We start from the raw sequence: 22,974 nt of genomic DNA on the forward strand, positions 1-22,974 counted from the left end.
TAGCTTATACGTCTTCTGAAGGAAAAAAATGAAGGTGATACAGCTTTAAAATCAATTTCCCAGGGACAGCTTCCGCTTTCATTTCTAGTAGTAAATGCACATATATAACTGCTTGACTATCAGTTTAATGGAAAGGTTTAAAAAAAGATGTTGGAAATTGTCGCATCATTATCGACAATTTCCCTGACCCTTTTATACTTCTCTTGCACAGTCTCTTTATCTTGGTTTTCTATTCCTTGAAGCATTCGGGTAATCTCTTCTCTCATTCGCTCCGTAATCTTGATTTCTCCACAAATCAATGTTTCAAAATCATTTAAGATATTCCAAATCCGTTGAGCCAAATGATTGGCATTCATCATCACGATATCCCTGAACACATCATCCAGGTTTTCCGCTTCTGACACTTTCTCAAAAAGGGCATCCATCTTCTTTTTTTCTGAAAATAGATCTTTCAGCGCTTCTTTTTCAATCATCATTTTCGTATAAAGAATATCTTCCTGGGCTTTATGGTCCTCGAGGATGAACATTCCTAACAAATCGATGAGGTGATGATCCCGAAAGTCCCTTAAAAAGGTACCTTCGCCTCTTTTGGTTTCAATCAGGCCCAACAATTCCAATGCCCGTAATGCTTCCCTTACAGAAGAGCGCCCAACGTTCAATCGTTCGGACAGCTCTCTTTCAGAAGGGATCTTATCACCCGGCTTGAGGCCGTCTTTAGATATCATTTCTCGTAATTGGTGAACAATTCCAATATATACTTTAGCGTGGGAATGGAGAGAGTTCACTTCTGACATCATTCACTCTTCCCGATTACCGCTAAATCTTCTGTCTTTTTGCGAATATCTTCCGGATCCACCTTTAAACGTGCCACTCCCGTCTCCATGGCGGCCTTTGCGACTGCAGCTGCAACAGCAGGTGCTACACGCTTATCAAATGGTGCAGGGATGACGTAATCCTCATTCAACTCGTCTTCTCCGATTAAAGCCGCAATCGCTTCAACAGCAGCTTGTTTCATCTTCTCATTGATATGAGTGGCGCGAACATCCAGTGCCCCACGGAAAATACCAGGGAATGCAAGGACATTATTTACCTGATTAGGAAAATCGGATCGACCGGTTCCAACCACTTTTGCTCCAGCCGCTTTTGCCAACTGAGGCATAATTTCAGGCACAGGATTGGCCATAGCGAAGATAATCGGGTCCTGTTTCATAGAGGCCACCATTTCTTCTGTTAACGCTCCTGCAACAGAAACACCGATGAATACGTCTGCATCTTTTAGTACTTCTGTCAGTCCACCTTTGATCTGATCACGATTCGTAAACTTGGCTACTTCGTCCTTGATTCCATTCATTCCTTCGGGACGACCTTCGTAAATCGCTCCCTTGGAATCACACATAATGATGTCTCTCACACCATAACGGTAAAGAAGCTTAATAATCGCCATGCCCGCGGCACCGGCTCCATTTGCCACTACTTTGATTTCTGACATCTTCTTCCCAACAATCTTGAGCGCGTTCACCAGACCTGCCACAGTTACAATGGCTGTACCATGTTGATCATCATGAAACACAGGGATATTGGTCTCTTTCTTCAAGCGCTCTTCGATTTCAAAGCAATTCGGAGCTGCTATGTCTTCTAAATTCACTCCGCCAAAGGTAGGCTCAAGAAGTTTAACGGTTTCTACAATCTTGTCCACATCCGTTGTGTTCAAACAGATTGGAAACGCATCAACACCGGCAAAGCTCTTGAATAGAACCGCTTTACCTTCCATAACAGGCAAGGAAGCTTCCGGCCCTATATTTCCAAGACCTAAAACTGCCGTACCATCTGAAACAACGGCTACCATATTCCCTTTCATTGTGTAATCGTAAACCGTTTCAGGCTTGTCATAAATGACTTTACACGGTTCTGCCACCCCTGGGGAATAAGCCAGGCTCAGGTCTTCCGCATTCCGGACCTCCACCTTGGATGTTGTTTCTAATTTCCCTTTGTTTACCCGATGCATATGCAGAGCTTCTTCACGCAATGACAATCAACTCACTCCTTCTGTTTCTTTACATGCTATATGTCGATCCATGATTCACATAAATCTTCTAAATGTACATGATATATAGTGAAAAAAATAAAGTTATAGAGGTGGTCTGACCACCTTTTTCTATTAAACAATAATATAAATATTGGTTTTAGTAAAGTATGTTATTGTAATATGACATTTGCCTCACCCAGAACCTGCTGCATTTCCCTAAGAGCCTCTTGAGACGGGGACACACGTAAATGGTCCGGAAGCTGGACACTCTTTTTTTCACGTTCATAATAAACGATGACAGGATTCTCCCCTTTGAATCGGTTAATCGTTTGATGAATACGCTGCGTACACGCCTCTTCATCCTGACCGACGGGAATTTTCAAATAGAGCTTTTGATCCACTGCTTTCACTCTCGCCTGCACTTCTTCCATCGCTTCCACCTGATTCACAATGAACTGAAGCTTATCGTTCCGTTCTTCAACATTTCCACCAAACAGGAGGATATTCCCTTCTTTTAGTCGAGTCATATTATTTCGATAGACATTCGGAAACACCACCGCTTCGATCTCGCCACTTTCATCACCGATTTCAAGGAAGGCCATCACTTCCCCTTTTTTGGTCCGGATGGATTTCACTCCGGTAATATAACCGCCGAATGTGATTTTCGACCCCTTATGAAGATCGGCTATTTGCTGTAAGCCAAGATCATCATACAGGTGACGGTAGGATGAAACGGGATGGTCAGATAAGTAAAGACCCAGCACCTGCTTCTCGAATTGAAGCTTGATATCGATCGTCATATCCTCTACTTCGACATGCTTAGGCTTTAACAGGAACGCTTCTTCCTCATGAAACAGATCGGGATCCCCTTCAGGGTTGACAAGTTCCGCATGCTGGGCCGCTACATCAAGGCTTGCAAGCAGCGTGGCACGGTCCATTCCGAATTCATCGAACGCCCCAGACAATACTAAATTTTCGAGGATTTTCCGGTTAATCGTTTTGGAAGATACCCTCATGCAAACATCAAACAGGTCCTGAAATGGTTTTTCTTTTCTGGCACGGATGATTTCCTTTAAAGCAGCTGCCCCTATTCCTTTGATAGCCCCTAAGCTGTAACGGATTCTGTTCTTACTTTCTACCGTAAATACAAATTGACTCGTATTAATGGATGGGGGCAGGATCTCAATATCATAAAGCTTTGCTTCCCGGATATACTGAGCCACTTTCGTCTCATTTCCCACTACCGATGTCAGGAGGGATGATAAGAAAAAAGCAGGGTAATGTGCCTTTAAATAAGCCAATTGATAGGCGATCATACTATAGGCAACAGCATGGGATCGGTTGAATCCATAATCTGCGAATCTGACAATCAAGTCATAAATGGTGTGCGCGACTTCTTCGGTATATCCTTTCCGTATTGAACCGGAAACAAAATGCTCCCGTTCCTGATCGAGGACATCCTTTTTCTTCTTCGAAACCGCTCTTCTGAGCAAATCTGCTTCCCCTAGGGAGAAACCGGCCATTTTCGAAGCAATTTGCATGATTTGTTCCTGATATACAATGACGCCGTAAGTCATTTCAAGAATCGGCTTTAAGTCAGGCAAAGGATAGTCCACCTTCTCCACGCCGTGCTTCCGTTTAATATACGTCGGGATGTTTTCCATTGGCCCCGGACGGTACAACGCGTTAACGGCCACAATATCTTCAAATGAATTAGGCTTCAGTCTTTTTAATACATTGCGCATTCCTTCTGATTCAAGTTGAAAAATCCCATTGGTCAGTCCTTTACTTAATAATTCAAAGGTTTTAGGATCATTCATGGGTATAGACTCAATGGAGAATGATTTATTGGTTCCCATTTGAACGTTCTTCACAATTCTTTCTAAAATACTTAGATTACGGAGTCCGAGGAAATCCATTTTCAACAAACCGATTTCTTCCAGTATATCCATAGAGAATTGAGTCAGATGGATTCCGGATGAACTTCCCTGGATGGGTACCCACTGCACTAACGGAGCTTCACTCATCACGACTCCCGCCGCATGGGTCGACGTGTGTCTTGGAAGTCCTTCAAGTTTAAGAGCCGTCTGAAATAATTTCTTATAATGATCAGAGCTCGTCACAAATTCGCGGAATCCCTTAGACTTTTCATAGGCTTCCTGCAGTGTGATCCCCAACTGATTCGGGACAAGCTTGGATACTTGTTCCTGCTCCTTCATATTCAAGCCGAATACACGACCTGTATCACGAAGGGCTGCCTTTGCTGCAAAGGTCCCGAACGTAATGATCTGGGCAACGTGAAGACTCCCATACTTCCCTTCCACATACTCGATCACTTCGTCCCGTCGGTGATCGGGAAAATCGATATCAATATCCGGCATGGAAACCCGTTCAGGATTTAAAAATCGTTCAAACAGCAAATGATGTTCGATCGGATCCACATCTGTAATCCTCAATGCGTAAGATACCAGGGAACCCGCTGCAGATCCCCTTCCCGGTCCAGTCAGGATCTTTCTTTCCTTGGCATACTTCATAAAATCCCAGACAATCAGGAAGTAATCGCTGAATCCCATCCTGCCGATGACTTCAAGCTCATAATCCAATCGTTCTATGTACTCATCGGAAACCGACTCTACCCTTTCACTCAGGCCTTTCTCACAAAGGTGGGTCAATTCCTGAAGGGCTGATACTCCCTCAGGCAGAGTATATTTCGGGAGGAGCTGCTGATGGAAAGGGATGGTCAGGTGACACTGATCGGCAATCTTCATCGTGTTTTCAAGCTCCGTTACATGATCAGAAAACAACTCCACCATCTGCTCTTTGGACTTGAAGTAGTACTCCTGTGAACCTAATACGTCCCTGTCATCTTCAGACAGCTTCACACCGTCCCTGATCGCACCCATGCATTCATGGGCGAAATGATCTTCCTGGTCTAAATACTGAACATCATTGGTAGCCACCATATCCGTTCCCGTCTCTTCAGCTACCTGCTGCAGCAAAGGAATAAGTGTATCTTCAGACGGAATCCCATGCTTTTGAAGGCTTAAGTAAAAGGAATTCCTGCCAAAGATCTGTTGATAGGTGTGGATGCATTCCTTTGCTTTTTCACTTTCATCATTCAATAACAGGTTCTCAATCTCACCTTTGATCCCTGGAGTGATGGCAATCAACCCCTCACTATAGGAAGAGAGCCACTTTAACGGGAGACCATCTTTCGACTTTGCCCCGATCGCACTCGAAATCTTTAATAGATTCTGATACCCCGTTTGATTTTTCACGAGGAGAACAAGGGGGTAGGATCCTTCCTCTGACGCAATATCTGCGGTCAACCCGATAATCGGTTTTATGTTTTCTCTTAAACACGCCTTATAAAAAGGGATGGCGGCATACATCATATTTTTATCGGTTAAAGCCAGTGCTTTATACCCTGAATTCTTCGCTTTATGTACAAGTCCATTTATCGATATCGTGCTAGACAAGAGACTATAGGCACTCGCTACTTGTAAATGAACAAATGACATGTTATGCACAACCTTTTTCTCAATATACTTTTATTATAGGAAAGAAACCGCAAAAAAGAAAATATGTTCTCCCTCATATCTTGTCTACTAATCCCATATAGTTATCGTAAAGACACGTAATAGATGGAGATGATGAAATGGCAGAAGCTTTCTTTCCGGAATTATTCAAAAGCTTCTTTATTGCTATGGGGGTATTACTGGGGGGATCACTCCTCGGCGGGCTGGCTTCATTCGCAATGGGACAGCCTTTATTCATTGAAATGAGACGACTATCCGATTTCCTGCGCATCTGGGCCATCATCGCAGCGATCGGCGGAACATTCGATACGGTCTACAGCTTTGAAAAAGGTTTTCTGAACGGGGAGACAAAAGAACTCTTCAAACAATTCCTCTTAATTCTTTCCGCTTTAGGAGGAGCCAACACCGCTGCCATGATCATCTCATGGCTCACACAGGAGCATATGCCGTCATGAGAATCCCACCCTTTTATCGGCTTCCCTCCTGGCAGCGATTCTTCGCAGGGATGGTTGTAGGCGGAATCATCAGCTGGATGATCTTCTTATTCATGTTCGGAACCATGCATGAGAAGCAGGCCCAAAAGATAGAAGAACAGAAAAACGACATCAGCAAACTGAAAAACACCTTGTCCTATCTTCAAGAAGAATACAAACAACTAAACACTGAAAACGAACATGAACTCACCATCCAGGAAGTCAAAGTGAAAATCATCAACAATACGAAAACAAAAGTCGAGTTACTCAGTATTCACGAAACAGAGGATCAGTTGAGCGAGGATTTGCGGAGCCTTTTGACTAAAGACTTAGAAACGGTGTACGGGAATAAGGAACTCATCAAGAAGATTATTGAAAACAAAACGGTCAAATTGAATGATAAGTCCTTTAATCTGAAAGTGCGTGAGATGTACTTTTATACAACTACCCAGATTACGTTGGAGTTGAAGTATGAGGAATGATGTTGGTGGACGAACCTGTTGGAGAGGCGTTAGTGCCTTTTGATGAGAGGTTCGTCTTATTTTGGGCGGCCTCTGCTGCCGGTTAGCGAAGACGGGAGAGCTGCACTCCATGTCGTAATGCATACCTATTTAAAGAAAATTCGACACGGAGGATCAATTATTCAAAAAGAGGATCAATAAATCAAAATCAGGATTAATTAATTCCAAACAGGATTAATAATCTGTAATCAGGATTAAAAAAAGCCCAATCCGGATCAATCTCTTCACAGAAGGCTTCCTCATCAGGAATTTCAATCCGAATCCGGCCACTCAGACCCGTCCAGGATCCTACTCCAGCTGAAAATAGACAATCGAAAGTCATTTCACGTCCAAAAGCAGCTCATCTACTATGCTGAAAGTGCCACTTATCATCAGCATGATCTTTCTTTAATCTGCACCAGGACTTTAACCTCTACACTGTTCTTTCATTCACTCCGTATAAATGCACGCTCACGATTTCCCTTAACAAACAAATCATACTCTTCCGCAAATCGCTCTGCCTCTTCCAGGAATGGATAATGGTTACTTATCTCAAAGATTACTAATTTGGAGTGAGGTATACCTTCAGCCATCTCAATGGAATACAGTAAAGGACATTGGACATCATATCTGCCACACATGACCAAGGTGGGGACTGAAATAAACTCCAGTTTTCTACTTACATCATAAACTTGTAACTCCCGGATAAAAAAGTTCATTCGTGCAGCAGACAACCCTTTATGAATGTCTAGTGAAAAAAGCTCACCATATTTTCCAGGCGAGAACAAAGACAATTTCGTCCTTTCCACCGTTAGTTCTTTTCTTTTTTCCATTGGTAAATCCGACTGTTTTAACGTTTCTATCAGTTCCTGCATCCTGTTGAAATCCTGATGCGCAGAATTATAAATACAATCTTCTGAGAAGGTCATATATTCTCTTGCAGCTGCACCAACGATCACATTAACATGGAGACTTTCTGAAAAGTGGATTCCGTAAAGTATCCCTAACATCCCTCCTGTTGAATGACCGGCGAACCCCCATTGAAGAAACCCTAAAGCTTCACGAATCGCTTCCAAGTCGAATATGGATTCCAGCATACTCAGCTGATAGGGTTCGTTTGCTTTCTCCGATTGACCGGCTTCCCGTAAGTTGATTAAAAAGACTTGGTTTGTCCTTGTAAATGACTCTGCAAAATAGTCACCGGTTTGGTTAAATTCTGAATAATGGTGGGTCACACAAAGCGGCGCTCCCTGACCCTTGATAAATAGCTCAAATACTCCGCGTGTTGTATGTAGTAATTTCCTTTTCCAATTCCCCATCGTCACGTCCCTTTCTGAGCTAAAATATTTGGCAATGATACCAAAACTTAAAACATGATTCACTTAAAATAATCCTAAATAAGAAAATAAAAATATTAACACCACATACTTATAAGCATTGCTTGATGATTTTTTATTGTTTGTTTTCCTTTTTATATCTATGGTTAAAAATCCAAGTAAAACAATGATCAATACATATGTAATAGCTTCCTTTATTGACGACAGTCCACTCATAAGTGTTAACAGTAAAACTAAACTCACGATAAATATGAACGTTATAGGAATGTACTCAAGTTTAAATTTGACGTTTTTCAAGTGTATCACCCCCAATAATTCCCTTCATTTTCATCAGCTTGCTCTCCCATTAGAATGAAAAATCTTAGGTTTAACCTAAATCACGTTCTCTTCTCAGACGCCTTTCAACACCGGCTATAACATCTCCTGCCTCTTGCACATTCTTTTTCCAAATGACTTTCCTCATGATAATACCAACGGTTCCTATAAGGATCAGGACCACGCCAATCCACCTGAACACATGCAGTACGCCAAAGTGATGAATAAGTACACCGCCAAGAAGGGGACCGGCAATGAACAATATACTTAGCGTCGAGTCCACTATACCCGACACTCTTCCTATCGCTTCTGTGGGAGGTTCCTTCTGGATCATGTAATTCACTGCCGTAAATGTTATCCCAGTGCCAATGCCGCCGATAAAGGCAAAACAGATTGCTACTATTAATGTACTTTGATGATCCAGAAAACCTAAACCGCCTGTCATAACACCGATCAGGAGACTACCAGTCCCGAAGAACCATCCATAGCTCTTGATTGTATCCAGCTTAGTAAGAACAAGAATGACCAGAAGAGAGCCGCCCCCGATAGCAGAGATCGTCCACCCTGTCATCTCTGTCTTATTGGGAAACACCTCGCTGAATAATGTTACAAGCTGAGCGTCGATCATTTGAATCGTCAGGGTGATGACCATTCCGTACAGCATACTTGCCAGCAAGATCCTGTTCTTAAAGACGATTTCCCATCCTTCCTTCCACGAGCGAAAGAAATGAGCGTGAACATCCGGGGTTGTTCCTTCGTTGTTCTCATTATTTCGTAAAGCTATCCTTGATAATATGATTCCTGAGAGGATGAAGGCAACCGAATTGATACCTATCGAAATGTCCGGGCTGAAGACTCCCGAAACAGACCCACCCAATAGCGGACCCACCACTTTCACCAATTGAAGCAGGCTACCGTTAATCGTAACAGCCTTCATTAAATTCTCTTCATCTACAATGTTCCTCACTAAACCTTGCTGAGCGGGGGTGCCGACCACTCCAACGGTATTCCTTAACAGAAGAACGAACAGAGCCACCATAGGGGAGGACACAAACACAAGCAATAGCGTTAGACATCCCCTGATCCAGTCTGAATAAATCAGGATTCTCAGCTTGTCTTTCCGGTCCACAAACACCCCTGCCAACTGGCCAAATAACGTACTCGGAATGGCGTACATAACAGGGATCATGGCAATCAACATAGGGTCGGCATTCCATGTATACCTGAATAGAATGAGAACTGCGATGAAATCAAACCAATTCCCAAGATTCGATAGTGCATTAGCTGAAAAAAACTTGATGAAATTTTGATCTTTCCAGATCGATGGATTTTCCCCCATACCTGATCCCTCCACATTCATTCTTTATCAAAGAATAAATGATGAATGTCAGAGGAATATCAGAGATAAGTCTCAAGCTGGTTTCGAATGATAGATTCTAGATTAATTAATTGATACTCTTCCTCATATTTCTTCAATTGAAGGGAATATACCCGGGATAAGTCCAGGTCTGTCTCGTATTCAGCCAAGTAAAACAAAATGGTATTCAGGCTGATGAATAGTCCAGGGACATATCTTGCTTGTGAAAATTGGTCCAACCCTCGATCAAAAAAGTGTTTCGCTTCGATTCTATCTCCTTTATACAGTGAGGCAATCCCTTTAATGATCATAAAACTTGCTCTCTCTCTTAAAAAAGGATAATGTTGGAGCTCTTTCTCAATTTCCATTAGTCTTACTGTTATCCGGTCATCATCTTTTTTTGATAATAGTATGTAGAGCTCAATGAAGGAAAGGAGTGGGATAAACCCATCCACTTTCCTTTCCTGCACCGCATTTTTTGATTGTGCCAAAAGAATTTCCGCATCTTCCAGCTGACCGGTGAATACAAGAAGGGGTAACCGATTTAACATTTCCAGTTCAGTACGGTGATCTACTGGAATGTTCGGGTTGGCCATGGCTTTTGTAAAATACTCCAGACACTTATTCTTGTCCTCTGCTATGTAGGAATATATGTGCAGTAAGTAATAACATCGATCCCAAAATGGAAGATCCCTCGATTCAGCTATCCATTTGAAATTCCCTTTCATGAATTGAAGGTACAAACGGTTCTGTATCTCCAGTTCAAAGCCCAACACTGACTGGTTTTCCTCCAGAAGCTTCAAGGCATCACCTTGACCATATAAGTGATATTTACGAAAAAGCATTGCCATACTCGAAGAAACTTCATCGTCCTGCAGCAGGACATTCTCCCTGACCGTTTCCCTGATCTTCAGTTTATACCCCACTCCCCTTATGGTCTCAATACTCATAATGGAAGAATGGGGTTTCAATTTCTTTCTGACTCTGTAGATATGATCATCGACCGTCCTGTCAGTTGGTTCTTCCCTTGTCCAAACTGCATCCAGCAGCTCATCCCGAGTGAAAATACGGGACGGGCTTCGAAATAAACATTCAAATAACTGAAATTCCTTCCTCAAAAAATGAATTTCTTCTGAATGATATTTTAGTTTATATTCATTGTGTAATAGCTCAATATTATCCATTGATTCACCTACATCGTGTATCCTTTTTCATGAAAACGCTCCATTAGTTTTTCTTTTAAAACCAAATGCTTTTCTTCTGAATATAAGTAAGTACTGTCTATCCAATGTTTTGGAGAATAATTCCACACTGGTTTTGACACATACTCTTCCCTTTCCCATTCGTACCTGGGGAAAATGTGGGCGTGTAAGAAGGCATCTGCGTTTCCGTAAATCGAATAATTGATTCGTTTCGGTTTACACACTTCCGTTATGACATCTCCAATTATGCTCATATCGAGTAAATACTCACTTCTCTGTTTCGTATCCAGGTCGTTCAACGAATTCACTTCAACGTACGGTAGCAAGACACAATATCCAGGTAAAAATTGTGTATCCCCCATTACGGAAAAACCACTTGTCATCTTGGCCAGTACCATAGGATTGCGGCCAGCATGAGCAGACCCGATCCGATCTTTTTTCCATTGGTCATTGTTCATTGACATACAAGGAACCTCCAAAATTCACATTTATTTACCTCTCAATCACGAAAACAATACAATAAAAATTTGATAAAATCGAAACAGCGCCCCTATAAATACAGCACCTACAGCAGCCATCAATAGATACCTGAATTTGAAAAACCACTGGTGTTTATATTCATTAGGATCCTTCCACTCCTGAATATCTTTTTTCAAAGTGTAAAAGAAAAGGAGGAACAGCGGTAAGACAATAAGTATGATAATACCAAAAAAGAAAACCTGCTTGTAATACATCATGGATGATTCCTTCAGAAAAACTTTCAATACTTCACCCAGTGCAACAAAAAGCAAAATCAACAGCATGACATTGGATGTGAAAACGGCAGAGAGTTTTCTCCCTTTCTTTATGTCCCTTATGATTAAATATGGAATCAAAAAAAGGAGGACAAGCACTGCCGATGCGTAAAAATATGTACTTCCAGACATGGGATTCCTCCTCTTTTCCTTAACTAACAAAAAACTGAGACATCCAGGCAATATAGTATGAGCCCGGGATAAAGATCAGTTGAGCGATCACTGTCCCGAACAATCTTGAAATGATCATCATGATGGAAAGACCTTTTAATTCTGTATAATTCCCCTTCCCATTTGCCACATCATCAGCCAACACGGAAATCTTAGGATCAATGAACAGGGTAAGTAAAATGGTTGCGATACCATTGATCAATCCCGAAGCCATCGTCGCACTGTGTCCTCTATCAGGTACGATGATCGCAGCATATAGCGCAGATAGAACCCCAATCGTGTAAACCGCTGTAATCATCATATTGATGAAAAACAACCTCTTGGGGATTGCCCTGAAATTGATTCCCGTCAAATATCTTCTACCCGGTTTGGCGATATGATTGATCCCTCTTTTATAAAGGTCATTTTTAAACCCAAGCTTGATCAATCGGGGAACAGAACCTCCCTGCTCTGAAAGGTGGATAATTCCCCTGGAGAACAAAGCAACGAATGTAGGCAATAATATAATTCCCAGGATTGTCCCTAAAGTAGAGGCACCAATCAACACCCTGAATTGCCCATCTATCACTTCTAATTCTCTGCCATCTGGTGCAGCATCGATGAGACCGCCTGTAAAAGGCTGCTGCATCATATTCGACATCCTTGAAACAATGACCATCATATTAAACAAAGATAGACCCGAAGCGATTAGCTTCACCCTTGCCCCGGATAACCGGACAGCATAAGCAAGGGTTTCAATGCTATGTATAATCAGAATAAATAGTGCAATTGATATAACTGGTAAAGAAACAAACTCCACGACGACAGCTCCCTTTTTTATCCAAAACATATTATAGCATTAAAAAAAGGAACATTCCGTATTTTTGAAATATTCCTTGAATTCGGCTCTCCATTATTTTCTATACGCCTCATACCAATGAAAAGGTTGAAGTTCTTTTAAAGTCTTAAATAGTAGATCACCTTCAGGATGAAAAATTCCAACCTTCACGCTCGCCCCCCAATAGAAAAGCCTCTCCTGACAAATACCACAAGGTGTTAGAACTTTGTACTCGGAATTTTCATCATCACGCACGACACAAATGGAATGAGTCACTTCAGTATCCAGTTTATGCGCTTCCAGTATGGCTCCCGTTTCGATACATAACTCTGTGGAAGCATTGATGATTTCAGGGGAAACGCTAGTAAGGACCTCTCCTCTTTTTGTATACATAGCAGCAGCACCGCCCCAACCTGGCGGGTATCTTTTTTCGATTAAGGCTACCGCTTCTTCGAATAGTGTTTTTTCAATGTTCATCTATTAGCCCCCTCTAAAATGCAAATTGCAAACTTCCTATTTACTCTATACTACGTTGGTCATTTTCATTTTACCAGGCGAATGAAGGGCTGAAATCTTCCTATTCTAACTAGAAATCTATTGAAATGTTCGTATTTACTGCTTGAATAAGGGCTCTGTCGGAGTAAAACCTACGATCAGTACTCTCTCCAGCGATTTATGATCCGGTTTGGACTCTTTATGATCCTCTTTTTGAAAATATGATCCGGTTTTGGGAACTTATGATCCTGATTTTCGATATATGATCCTGATTATCATTTTATGACCCGTTTGTCGAATAATCCTCATTCAAGGGCTACCGTCGTCTTCCCTACAAAAAAGAAAAGCTCCCAGGCATTTGATCAAATACCTGGGAGCTTTGGTGCAGTCAATCCTTCTACTTCTGAATCGCTGGAAAGTGTGGTACCACATACTCCCCCAGCTCCTGAATAACTTCATCAGCCGGACGCTCACTGTCAAACAGTGCAAAGAAGAGATGATTCACTCCAGCCGCCTTATAGATGTTCAGCAATTCAATGAGATAGTTCCGGCCGATCCGGAAGCCAAGGCGGATCGGTGTTGGGATTTCATTTGGATCGTCGGCAAGATCCAGGTGCATCGGTTGGCTGAATGGCTTGAAGAGACCTGGATGGTACTCTTCTACAAGGCTTCTCCAACGACGGATGGTCAGCTCTTGATCATGAGGACTGCGTGGATAGTACATCCATCCATCTCCATGTTCAGCGAACCACTTCATGTCCTGCTGGGCATAGCCGGTAATGAAAGTCGGCATGCGTGTGGTCGGTTTTGGAACCAGATTCGCCCCTCGGATATTCCCTCTCGTTGACTCAATATGAGGAAATTCACTGTACAGGACGTCCTGGAGATAATGATAGGCTTCCACGAACGTCTGCCTCCGGTCCGGATGGGATACACCGAGTGCAGCAAAGTCCGCCCGTCGGTCACCCGATGATACACCGAGCAGAACCCTGCCTGGGAACAATTGATCAATAGTGGCGATTTCCTTCGCGACACGCAATGGATGGCGAAGCGGCAATACCGCCGCAGCCGTTCCAAGTGCAATATCATTGGTCTTCCCGGCGAGATAGGTTAAATAAATCAGCATGTCATAAATCTGCCCAACTGCAGGATCTCCAAAGTTCGGATCCTCGAGTAGAACATCCCTGAACCAAAGGCTTGTGAAACCAAGTTTCTCTGACAATTGTGCCAGTTCTACCTGCTTTTCCATCGTCGGGGTGTCGAAACGGTAATTTTCAAGAGGAATATGAAGGCCTAACGTCAATTCTCCCTCTTTATACATGCGGTTATAAGCTTTGTGATGTGAGAATGGATTCATCTTTTCCTCTCCCTTTTTTCACTTGACAGGAGGCGGCGTATAGGGCCGCCCCTGTCCAACTGGTCATGACAATATCCTTTTCGCTCTAATGATGTTTCTTCTGTTGATCCGCTCGTTCTTTCCATACTTGAGCCATTCTAACGTCCTTAGGCTGATTTTCGTTCAATGCCGCGGAGCCATGCTGTTAATACAACGGCTCCTGCCACCATGATGGCACCGATCCACGGGGTATGGATCAAGCCGATTCCATCGACGATCATCCCACCAACAAAGGAACCGATCGCGATCCCGACGTTAAATGCAGCGATATTCAAGGCTGACGCCACATTGACTGCTGACGGTACATACTTTTCAGCCAGGTTGACAACAAGGACCTGCAGCCCCGGCACGTTCATGAAAGCGAATAATCCCATTAGGAAGATCGCGATCAGACCTGCCACTTTAAATGGTGCTGCGAATGTAAGAACTAATAGAATGATGGCTTGCATCACAAACATCCAGAATAACGCTTTTAAAGGACTCTTGTCCGATGCTTTCCCTCCGACGACATTTCCGATGGCCACGGCAATTCCGTATACAAGAAGAATGATACTCACCCATTTTGCGCTGAATCCCGTCACGTCCTGCAATAAAGGTGTTAAATAAGTGAAGGCGACGAACGTCCCGCCATACCCAAGTGCTGTGATGGCAAAGGCTAATAATAACCGACCATTCGTTAAAATCTTCAATTGTTCACTGAACTTAGCTGGTGGTGCTTCTTTCAAGTTCTTCGGTACAAGGATGGAACTGGCGATGATGCCTACTACACCGAGAAGCGCTACTCCCCAGAATGTGGCTCTCCAGCCGAATGCCTGACCGATGAATGTCCCGAGTGGTACTCCTGTAACCGTCGCGACCGTCAATCCTGTGAACATAAAGGCGATCGCACTGGCCCGCTTATGGGCAGGTACTAAATCGGCGGCAATTGTCGATCCGATCGAGAAGAAAATCCCGTGTGAGAATGCGGTGATAAATCTGGCAACGAGCAATAACCCGAAACTGGTGGAAAGTGCTGCAACCGAGTTCCCAACAATGAATATAAGCATCAACGACATAAGAAGGGATTTCCTGTTCATCTTACTGGTCAATGCAGTCAATACGGGAGCTCCAATGGCCACTCCGATTGCGTAGCCTGAAATCAATAGTCCTGCAAGTGTAATCGATATCGATAAATCATCTGCAATCGATGATAATAATCCAACTGGTACAAATTCTGTCGTTCCAATTCCAAAGGCACTGATGGCAAGGGCAAGTAACGCCGGTGTGCCACCTTTCGTTTTTGACTGATCTATTGTAGCTGAGGCTGAACTCATAACGTTTATTCCTCCTTAAAATGATAGTTCGTTTATTGATATGAGAATCGAAGGCGCCTTTCGTTTCTCTGTACACATCATGATAACGGGTACAAATAATGAATGTAAGTACGCACTTTAAAGTCATGTAGGTACTTTTTTGTAACCTAAGAACCTTTTTGTGCCTATATGTTTTTCAAACCTCTTCTGCTAAATCCAAAAGGTACTGTTTGAAAAGCTAAATTGAATTATGAGGGATAGCTAACTTTTTGGGAAGAACGTACTTTGAAGTGGCATAGGCACCTGGAAGTACCCATAAGAAGAAGGAAGCTCATTGCTAGTCAAAAGGATAGGAACTGGTTACACTAAAAATGAATGTTTCTATAGAGGAGAGTAAATGATGAAAGCACTCATATTTGAAAAATTCGGTGGACCGGATGTCCTCCATTATCAGGAGATCGATTCTCCCCAAATGGGACGGGATGACATTTTAGTTGAAATGAAGGCAATCGGCCTGAATTTCGCCGATGTATATAGAAGAAAAGGAAACTATCACTTAGCAGGAAACCCTCCGTACATATGTGGATATGAAGGGGCAGGGATCGTCAATCGTGTTGGAAACAACGTGACAGGAATTGAGGTCGGGGATCGCATAGCATTTGCAGATGTACCCTATGCGAACGCTGAACTTGTGGCCGTACCAAAGGAAAAAGCCATTCCACTGCCTGACGATATATCGTACGAAACAGCTGCCTCCCTTTTATTACAAGGGCTCACTGCCCATTACTTAACGAAAGACAGCTATAGTATCAAAAATGGGGATACTGCTTTAATCCATGCGGCAGCAGGCGGTGTGGGACAGCTCCTTGTACAAATCATCAAGATTCTAGGTGGCACAGTCATCGGTTTAACGTCCTCGGAAGAAAAGAGACAAGCGGCGTTGTCCACTGGAGCCGACCACATGTTTTTATACAGCGATGACTGGAAAAAGCATGTTGAGGATGTTACTGAAGGTAAAGGGGTGGACGTTGTATATGAATCCGTAGGTTCCACGTTAATGGACAGTTTTGAGGTCACCCGCATCGGAGGGACGGTCGTATTCTTCGGTATGGCTGGAGGAGATCCTGTTTCCGTTGATCCCCGAATGCTGATGGACACCTCGAAAACCCTGACAGGCGGAGACCTATGGAATGTATTGACGTCTCACGAAGAACGGGTGACCCGCTCTCACGAATTATTCGGATGGATCCAAGAAGGAAAGTTGAAGGTTTCTGAACCAACGGTCTTTCCATTAAGCGAAGGCGCAAAAGCCCATGAATACCTGGAAAGCAGAAAAAGTACAGGAAAGGTTTTATTGATTCCGTAAAAAGGACAGCCATAATGAAATAGACCCAATCCCTTGTAGGGTAAGTACTGATTTAATGTAGAGTGATAAATAGGATTACGAATTCAGCTGTGAAATTAACATAAGAAAAGCCATAACGAATTTAGCTATTCGTTATGGCTTTAACATTAAATTCAATTTTGCATTTTCTTCATACTAGGATACAACCTCAAATTTCAAAGTGTTTCGATGGACTTGGATATACTCACCGGTTGACTTATTCATTACTTGAGATACTTCCTTGGTGTGCGTTACCTCAAACCAATCATTTTGTATATCCACCATTAATTTTATTTCCACATCACTTTCTCCATATTTTAATCCACTATAAGATAATTTCGTCATCGTTATCATCCCTTTCTTATGAAGAATATGGGTCGACACTTCATCAGTTTCTTAACTTAATTATAAGGTATTTTTAAAAATAATGGTTTAATTACTCTTGTGAAAAATATTGCTTTATCATTTTCACATATGAAATAGTAGTTTGATTCTGTGTGCAGAATTAAATGTTGGAACTACTTACTTGTAGGGACGGGGTCTTTTTTCAAGTTTCATCCTCTTTCCCCTTGCCGTCTATAAATCCTGAGCTAACCGAATCATATCCCGGCACTGAATTCCATTCTCAAATATTTCATCTGAATAGTGTCTGATGAAAAAGTCCATATCCACACCAACGATTCTAAATCCACATTTCTGATAAAGAGCCAATTGGCCTATTCCAGAATTCCCGGTACCCACTTCAATGGTCTTGTAACCTTTGGAGCTTGCTACCTTAACAGCATCCATCACCAGCTGCTTTCCAATCCCTCTGCCATGCATCTCTTCCGCAACCGCCACATTCACTAACTCGATGGTCTCAGGTCTTGTTGGAAGTAATACATACACTCCAACAATTTCCTGTCCAAGTTCAGCTACAAAGCACTCTCCCCGAGTAACATATTCTTTTACGATTTCTTCTGAAGGATCGGCCAATAGCAGTAATTCCATTGGGAGATCTTCATCTGTCTTTCGCTTTCTAATGATCATTTTTTACCTCGCTTAAAAAATTGGGATTTCTTTTATAAGTTATTATACTACCCGTTTGCTGAAAAGATAAAAGGCAACGATTTGCTTATGAGCGGCGGTAACACCGATACCATAAAAAAAGACCCAACCGTTATGGCGAGTCAAGAGTCGTTTGCTTTTTTATAATAGGACTTTCCCCAAGAATTAGTTCTTGTAAACCGTCAACTTCTCTTCTGCTGATGTTCGATCCCTCACCTGAGGTACTTTATCAAAGTATCCCATATGCAAGAATCCTACAATCTTCTCGCCAGGCTTCACGTCTAATAAGTCACGCACTTTTGGATCATAAATATGTGGATTCGTTTTCCATACAACTCCAAGCTTTTGTTCCCAAGCCAGCAACTGAAAGTTTTGAATCAGCGAGCTGACCGCACCAAAATTCTCTTCCCATTGCTTTTGTCTGGGATCTTCCTCCATGACCACAATAAGGAAAGCAGCGGGTTGGCTGAAATAATTCCTTCTATTCTCCTGCATGTCTGTAGAAAATGTCTTCACTAGATTTTCTACAAAGCCTTCCTTCTCTTTGGTAGACACAAAGATAAAACGCCAAGGCTCTCTTAATCCATGGTTCGGTGCCCAGATCGCATCGTCCAATATCTCAAGCACAGTTTCCTCTGTCACTTCTTTATCTATATATCCACTTTTAATCGAACGGCGTTCCCGAATGATTTTTGCTAAATTTGATTTTGCATTTTCCATTGTACAATCTCCTCACATAATAGATACCATATAAATGATAACAATTATCATTCTCATTTGTAAACATATATTTCTGTTAATCTCTGATATAGTATCCTGGATCAAAAGTAATCAAAGACCTCCAGTGAGGCTCACTGGAGGTCCAACTCTTCAACGATTACGTTTCAATATCACGTTTATTAAATCCAATAAACCCTGCCACAGTAAGTACAAAGGAAATCAAGCATAAAAGTAGAAGTGGCATGAAAGAAAAGTCTTCAATCGGTGTTTGCGGCACGTGACCATAAGGTGAAATGTTGCCAATCCAGTCCGAAAATTGGAATAATCCTCCCAGATACAACACGATAAAAGAATAAAAAACATAAAGCCATGTCATGCTCGTAAGCTTTGGCAAATACCCCATAAGAAATACAGCTATACTGATCATGACGAGCATGGCTGGATAGTAGGACAGTGCTGCGCCAAAGATCATTTCAAAGGATAATCCTCCTTCCACCACTGCATTCCCCGCCGACCATAGTCCGAGCGCTGCAAGGCAAATCATGACAAAACCATTGACTATAGAAATGATGAAGTAACTGCCCAATAGTTTTGTTCGTGAAACGGTTCTACTTAACAGGTGGAAAACTCGTTCCTTCCTCTCCTCCCCGCGCAGTTTATTCATGGACATAACGGGAGGGACGGTTGCCAGCAATGACATGACGATCATCAACATGGGGATGAATTGTTCTATCAACGTGACCCCTTCCGCTGGTTGTAGCAGCTGTTTCATTGCTTCACTTTCAGAAAAAAAGGATTCGAGATCTCCTAAAACAGAGCCATAAGAGGCACCTAACACATACATACCGATGGCCCATGATATGATTCCGGTTCGTTGCAATCTTAATGCAAGACCTACTGGACTTTGTAAAAAGCGAGAGGCATGTTTTTTACCGGGCTTAGATGGTAAAAAGCCACGATCCAAGTCACGAATGGCGTTCAAATAATTCGCTGCGGCATAAAGAACGATTGAAGCAGCAATCATTAAAATAATCGGCCACCAATTATTCGTATCGTACACTTCTGCTTTTGTTACCCATGCCAGTGGTGAAATCCACGATAGCGCTTCGTTGCTTACGTCCGTGATGGCCCGAAGTAGATAGGAAAGAAGAAGTACGGCCATTGAATATCCGATGGTACCTCGTGAACTGTCCGACAGCTGGGCAAATATGGCTGTTACCCCGGCGAAGAATAAACCAGTCGCCCCTAATGCCGTACCATACAGTAAGGACCCTTCCAGATCAATGGTTTCAATCCCAAGGGCAAAGAGGCCAATACCATTGATCAATGCGATTCCAACACACGTAGCCGTTACGACAAGTAAGACTGCATTTAAATAGGAAAGGCGCCCAGTCGGTAACGAACGAAGCATTTCCAAACGTCCATCCTCTTCTGCAGCCCGCGTGTGGCGAGTGACAAGCAGGATGGACATTAATCCCACTACTGCAGCGGTCATGAGTAACATCTGATGCGCGGTCATGACACCAATCGTATAATTGCTTAAATCAGCTGGACCCGTCATGGCAGTCATCGCGGGGTTGGCCATTGTTTGGGCCATCGCATCTCTTTCCTGTTGAGAGCTGTACAAATCCTTAAATGCTGTCGGGACAACTAATGTAAAAAACGTAAGGGACATGATCCAGATTGGGATCCGGATACGATCAAGACGGAAAATGAATGTAGAAAGGGTAGCCGTTTTAGCCATTACACTGGCTGCCATCAGTGCACACCTCCCACTCCTGTATCCTTTGCTCCTTCATAATGACTCATAAATAAATCTTCCAATGTTGGTGGGGCACTTTCCAGCTTAACAATACCAAATGGACTAATATGCTTGATAACGGCATCCATTTGCTCAGTATCAACCTGAAACGAAATACCATGTTCGCTTTCCTCGATTTCATGGATGCCTTCCAGCTCATGTAAACCTGTAATAGGCATCTTGGTATCGACCAGCATTTGTGTTCGTGTTAAATGACGAAGCTCGCTTAAGGACCCAGACTCAATAATCTTACCCTGGCGAATGATACTGACTCGGTCGCACAGCTTCTCTACCTCTGATAAAATGTGACTGGAAAGCAGGACACTTTTTCCTTGTCTTTTTACATCCATCACACATTCCTGAAAGACCTTTTCCATTAATGGGTCGAGTCCGGAGGTGGGTTCATCCAGAATAAAGAGATCAGCATCAGATGAAAAGGCCGCGACTAAAGCTACCTTTTGCCGATTCCCTTTGGAATATGTTCTACACTTCTTGGAAGGATCTAAATCAAATTTTTTTATCAATTCTTCCCGTCTTGCCCTATTCGTTGTACCATTGAGTTTCACGAATAAGTCAATGACCTCTCCTCCTGTCAGATTTGGCCATAAATTCACATCCCCAGGAACATAAGCAATGTTCTTATGGATGTCTACAGCATCCTGCCAGGCGTCTTTGTTGAAAATTTTCACCTCTCCATCTGATGCCTTTAAGATTCCTAATAAAACGCGGATTGTGGTTGATTTACCTGCACCATTTGGACCGATGAACCCCACAACCTCTCCTTTATTCACCTCTAGATCGATCTTGTCCAATGCAGTAAACTTGCCAAACTTCTTCGATAAGTTGGTTACTTTCAATAAGCTCATTTGTTCATTCCTCCCCATCTTTATAGAAACAACGTCTCAGAATTTCAGAATAGCTGTTCCATTCATTGAATATCTCCATTCCAACCTGATTAAAAGAGTCTAACTTCGCCATTTGTAATTCTGCAAAACCAAGCATTGTCCAATTAAGGATATGCACTGCTTTTTCCGGATCAACACCCTCTCGGAATTTTGACCAATCTATATTTTGGTAGATCCTATTCAACCCATCATCCAGAATGCTCCCCCTTATCCGCTCAATATCAGATTTCACTTCCGGTGCTTTCTCGTCACCAAGCGATTTAAGGAAATCAAATACTAAGGGATATTTTTGCTGAATATTTAATTTAACCAATCCCACCTGATAGATCCTTCTGAAGAGATCCCTTTCATTCATGTCTATTTTCTCAAAAATTTGCTCGATGATTTTCATTGAATTTTCAATTAAAAACAGGTACAGATCCTTTTTATTTTTAAAATAGTTGAATAAGGATCCTTTAGATATCTGTGCTTCCTTAACTATTTTATTCGTTGATGCCTTATCATAACCACTGTTCACAAACTCTTTCATTGCAGCATTGATAATTCGTTCTTGTTTCTCGATTTTCAAATTTTTAAATTTAGTAATATTTATGCTGCCTCCCTTCACAAAATGACCACTTTGGTCATTTTCAATATATCAATAAATGACCATTGTGGTCAATATTTAACTTTTTGGGGATATAGAGAGCCACAAGAACAAGGTGAACAGTAATAAGAAAGGGCCATTCATTTGAATGGCCTTTTTTAGCGTTTAAAGTAAATCTAGCAAAGATAAACTCCCTCTATAAAGATAGAACATGAAATTTCTTAGCTGCCAGTTCACATTGTTTGTTAAGTAACAACTCAATAGCTCTCAAACTTTGATTTTCCGTTCGATCATTCTTGCACATTCTTCTGGCGATGTCTTAGATGTATCAACTGAAATATCATATTGCATGCCTTCGTGCACCGCTGCAGCCTGCGAAACGGCCATACCTTCAATGCGGTCCTCTCGTTCCCTCTCCCGGACTGCCGCTACAGTGGGATCACACATGACTCCGACCCACAGCACCTGCAACCCATCCAAGGAAATTTCCCATCGTTTACGAGCTTCTATTCCACTCAGGAAGACATCGTCAATAATGATCCTGGCCCCTCTTCGTGCCATCTCTCCCAAACCGTGCCTCCATGCAGATTCCAGGGCACGAAATTCCGTACCCGGCCTGACCGACCCATCTTCATCCAGCTTAATTCCGCTATCTTTCTTAAGCATGGCATCGGGCATAGCCTCAATCAAATCGTCAATACTGAACCTTAGCCATGACGCTGTCGATGTATTCTGAAGACATTTCGCGATTGTCGTTTTTCCGGAGCTGGATCCACCGTTTAGGATGATTATGTCTGTCATGTGTATAACCTCACTT

Annotated in this window: 23 protein-coding genes; 3 read left to right on the plus strand and 20 right to left on the minus strand. The window is 42.5% G+C overall.

Going from position 1 to position 22,974, the window contains the following annotated elements; genetic code table 11:
- Nucleotides 1-137: 137 nt before the first annotated feature.
- The 3 genes from FZC88_RS18245 to dnaE all read right to left on the minus strand — a co-directional run bounded on the left by FZC88_RS18245 (nt 138) and on the right by dnaE (nt 5,547).
- Entirely contained in the window at nt 138-794 is a 657-nt protein-coding gene (locus FZC88_RS18245) for a FadR/GntR family transcriptional regulator (protein WP_262371963.1), read from the minus strand.
- The gene (gene ystJ, locus FZC88_RS18250; RefSeq protein ID WP_148969914.1) at nt 794-2,032 is read right to left on the minus strand and encodes an NADP-dependent malic enzyme; all 1,239 of its coding nucleotides are present in this window, start codon (nt 2,030-2,032) and stop codon (nt 794-796) included. The genes FZC88_RS18245 and ystJ overlap by 1 nt, the downstream gene beginning before the upstream one ends.
- 164 nt (nt 2,033-2,196) lie before the next feature.
- Nucleotides 2,197-5,547, minus strand: coding sequence for a DNA polymerase III subunit alpha (gene dnaE, locus FZC88_RS18255; protein ID WP_148995930.1), 3,351 nt, complete (start codon nt 5,545-5,547; stop codon nt 2,197-2,199).
- Between the two features lie 137 nt (nt 5,548-5,684).
- Between dnaE and ytrH the strand changes: the two genes are divergently transcribed.
- Both ytrH and ytrI read left to right on the plus strand, forming a co-directional pair.
- Complete coding sequence (gene ytrH, locus FZC88_RS18260; RefSeq protein ID WP_044339284.1) at nt 5,685-6,020, plus strand: sporulation membrane protein YtrH; 336 nt, start codon at nt 5,685-5,687, stop codon at nt 6,018-6,020.
- A complete protein-coding gene (gene ytrI / locus FZC88_RS18265; RefSeq protein WP_148995931.1) occupies nt 6,017-6,520 on the plus strand; it encodes a sporulation membrane protein YtrI in 504 nt (167 codons plus the stop codon). Before ytrH ends, ytrI begins: the two co-directional genes overlap by 4 nt.
- A gap of 193 nt (nt 6,521-6,713) precedes the next feature.
- On the opposite strand, the gene FZC88_RS24140 is transcribed toward ytrI, so the two are convergent.
- The 10 genes from FZC88_RS24140 to FZC88_RS18310 all read right to left on the minus strand — a co-directional run bounded on the left by FZC88_RS24140 (nt 6,714) and on the right by FZC88_RS18310 (nt 15,735).
- A complete protein-coding gene (locus FZC88_RS24140; RefSeq protein WP_187443692.1) occupies nt 6,714-6,881 on the minus strand; it encodes a hypothetical protein in 168 nt (55 codons plus the stop codon).
- A 103-nt stretch (nt 6,882-6,984) separates the two neighbouring features.
- A complete protein-coding gene (locus FZC88_RS18270) occupies nt 6,985-7,857 on the minus strand; it encodes an alpha/beta fold hydrolase (RefSeq protein WP_148996189.1) in 873 nt (290 codons plus the stop codon).
- A gap of 385 nt (nt 7,858-8,242) precedes the next feature.
- Nucleotides 8,243-9,529: an MFS transporter gene (locus tag FZC88_RS18275; RefSeq protein WP_187443693.1), complete on the minus strand. Its 1,287-nt coding sequence runs from the start codon at nt 9,527-9,529 to the stop codon at nt 8,243-8,245.
- 59 nt (nt 9,530-9,588) lie between these two features.
- Nucleotides 9,589-10,731, minus strand: a complete 1,143-nt coding sequence (locus FZC88_RS18280; protein WP_148995933.1) for a winged helix-turn-helix domain-containing protein — start codon at nt 10,729-10,731, stop codon at nt 9,589-9,591.
- 8 nt (nt 10,732-10,739) lie between these two features.
- On the minus strand, nt 10,740-11,213 hold the full coding sequence (locus FZC88_RS18285) for an HIT family protein (protein WP_262371964.1): 474 nt from the start codon (nt 11,211-11,213) through the stop codon (nt 10,740-10,742).
- A 39-nt stretch (nt 11,214-11,252) separates the two neighbouring features.
- Entirely contained in the window at nt 11,253-11,675 is a 423-nt protein-coding gene (locus tag FZC88_RS18290) for a hypothetical protein (RefSeq protein ID WP_148995934.1), read from the minus strand.
- A 19-nt stretch (nt 11,676-11,694) separates the two neighbouring features.
- On the minus strand, nt 11,695-12,513 hold the full coding sequence (locus FZC88_RS18295; RefSeq protein ID WP_262371965.1) for a lipid II flippase Amj family protein: 819 nt from the start codon (nt 12,511-12,513) through the stop codon (nt 11,695-11,697).
- Between the two features lie 93 nt (nt 12,514-12,606).
- Nucleotides 12,607-13,008, minus strand: a complete 402-nt coding sequence (locus tag FZC88_RS18300) for a cytidine deaminase (RefSeq protein ID WP_148995936.1) — start codon at nt 13,006-13,008, stop codon at nt 12,607-12,609.
- A gap of 415 nt (nt 13,009-13,423) precedes the next feature.
- The gene (locus FZC88_RS18305) at nt 13,424-14,383 is read right to left on the minus strand and encodes an LLM class oxidoreductase (RefSeq protein WP_148995937.1); all 960 of its coding nucleotides are present in this window, start codon (nt 14,381-14,383) and stop codon (nt 13,424-13,426) included.
- Nucleotides 14,384-14,529: 146 nt separating this feature from the next.
- Nucleotides 14,530-15,735, minus strand: a complete 1,206-nt coding sequence (locus FZC88_RS18310) for an MFS transporter (protein ID WP_148995938.1) — start codon at nt 15,733-15,735, stop codon at nt 14,530-14,532.
- 379 nt (nt 15,736-16,114) lie between these two features.
- Here FZC88_RS18310 and FZC88_RS18315 point away from each other — a divergent pair, with 379 nt between their 5' ends.
- Nucleotides 16,115-17,080: a quinone oxidoreductase family protein gene (locus tag FZC88_RS18315; protein ID WP_148995939.1), complete on the plus strand. Its 966-nt coding sequence runs from the start codon at nt 16,115-16,117 to the stop codon at nt 17,078-17,080.
- A 174-nt stretch (nt 17,081-17,254) separates the two neighbouring features.
- Here the strand turns inward: FZC88_RS18315 and FZC88_RS18320 are convergent, their stop codons facing one another.
- The 7 genes from FZC88_RS18320 to FZC88_RS18350 all read right to left on the minus strand — a co-directional run bounded on the left by FZC88_RS18320 (nt 17,255) and on the right by FZC88_RS18350 (nt 22,958).
- Nucleotides 17,255-17,443, minus strand: a complete 189-nt coding sequence (locus tag FZC88_RS18320; RefSeq protein WP_148969922.1) for a hypothetical protein — start codon at nt 17,441-17,443, stop codon at nt 17,255-17,257.
- A gap of 231 nt (nt 17,444-17,674) precedes the next feature.
- Nucleotides 17,675-18,127 carry a GNAT family N-acetyltransferase gene (locus tag FZC88_RS18325; protein WP_148995940.1) on the minus strand — a complete coding sequence of 151 codons (453 nt, stop codon included), beginning with the start codon at nt 18,125-18,127 and terminating at the stop codon, nt 17,675-17,677.
- 183 nt (nt 18,128-18,310) lie between these two features.
- Complete coding sequence (locus tag FZC88_RS18330; RefSeq protein ID WP_148995941.1) at nt 18,311-18,865, minus strand: nitroreductase family protein; 555 nt, start codon at nt 18,863-18,865, stop codon at nt 18,311-18,313.
- Nucleotides 18,866-19,022: 157 nt separating this feature from the next.
- Nucleotides 19,023-20,624 carry an ABC transporter permease gene (locus FZC88_RS18335; RefSeq protein WP_148995942.1) on the minus strand — a complete coding sequence of 534 codons (1,602 nt, stop codon included), beginning with the start codon at nt 20,622-20,624 and terminating at the stop codon, nt 19,023-19,025.
- Nucleotides 20,624-21,532 (minus strand): ABC transporter ATP-binding protein, encoded by a 909-nt coding sequence (locus FZC88_RS18340; protein ID WP_148995943.1) that lies wholly within the window; start codon nt 21,530-21,532, stop codon nt 20,624-20,626. Before FZC88_RS18340 ends, FZC88_RS18335 begins: the two co-directional genes overlap by 1 nt.
- 4 nt (nt 21,533-21,536) lie before the next feature.
- Nucleotides 21,537-22,178: a TetR/AcrR family transcriptional regulator gene (locus FZC88_RS18345; RefSeq protein WP_262371966.1), complete on the minus strand. Its 642-nt coding sequence runs from the start codon at nt 22,176-22,178 to the stop codon at nt 21,537-21,539.
- A 246-nt stretch (nt 22,179-22,424) separates the two neighbouring features.
- Nucleotides 22,425-22,958: a phosphotransferase-like protein gene (locus FZC88_RS18350; protein WP_148995944.1), complete on the minus strand. Its 534-nt coding sequence runs from the start codon at nt 22,956-22,958 to the stop codon at nt 22,425-22,427.
- Between the last annotated feature and the right edge of the window lie 16 nt (nt 22,959-22,974).

Source organism: Rossellomorea aquimaris, assembly GCF_008180865.1.
Taxonomy (GTDB): domain Bacteria; phylum Bacillota; class Bacilli; order Bacillales; family Bacillaceae_B; genus Rossellomorea; species Rossellomorea yichunensis.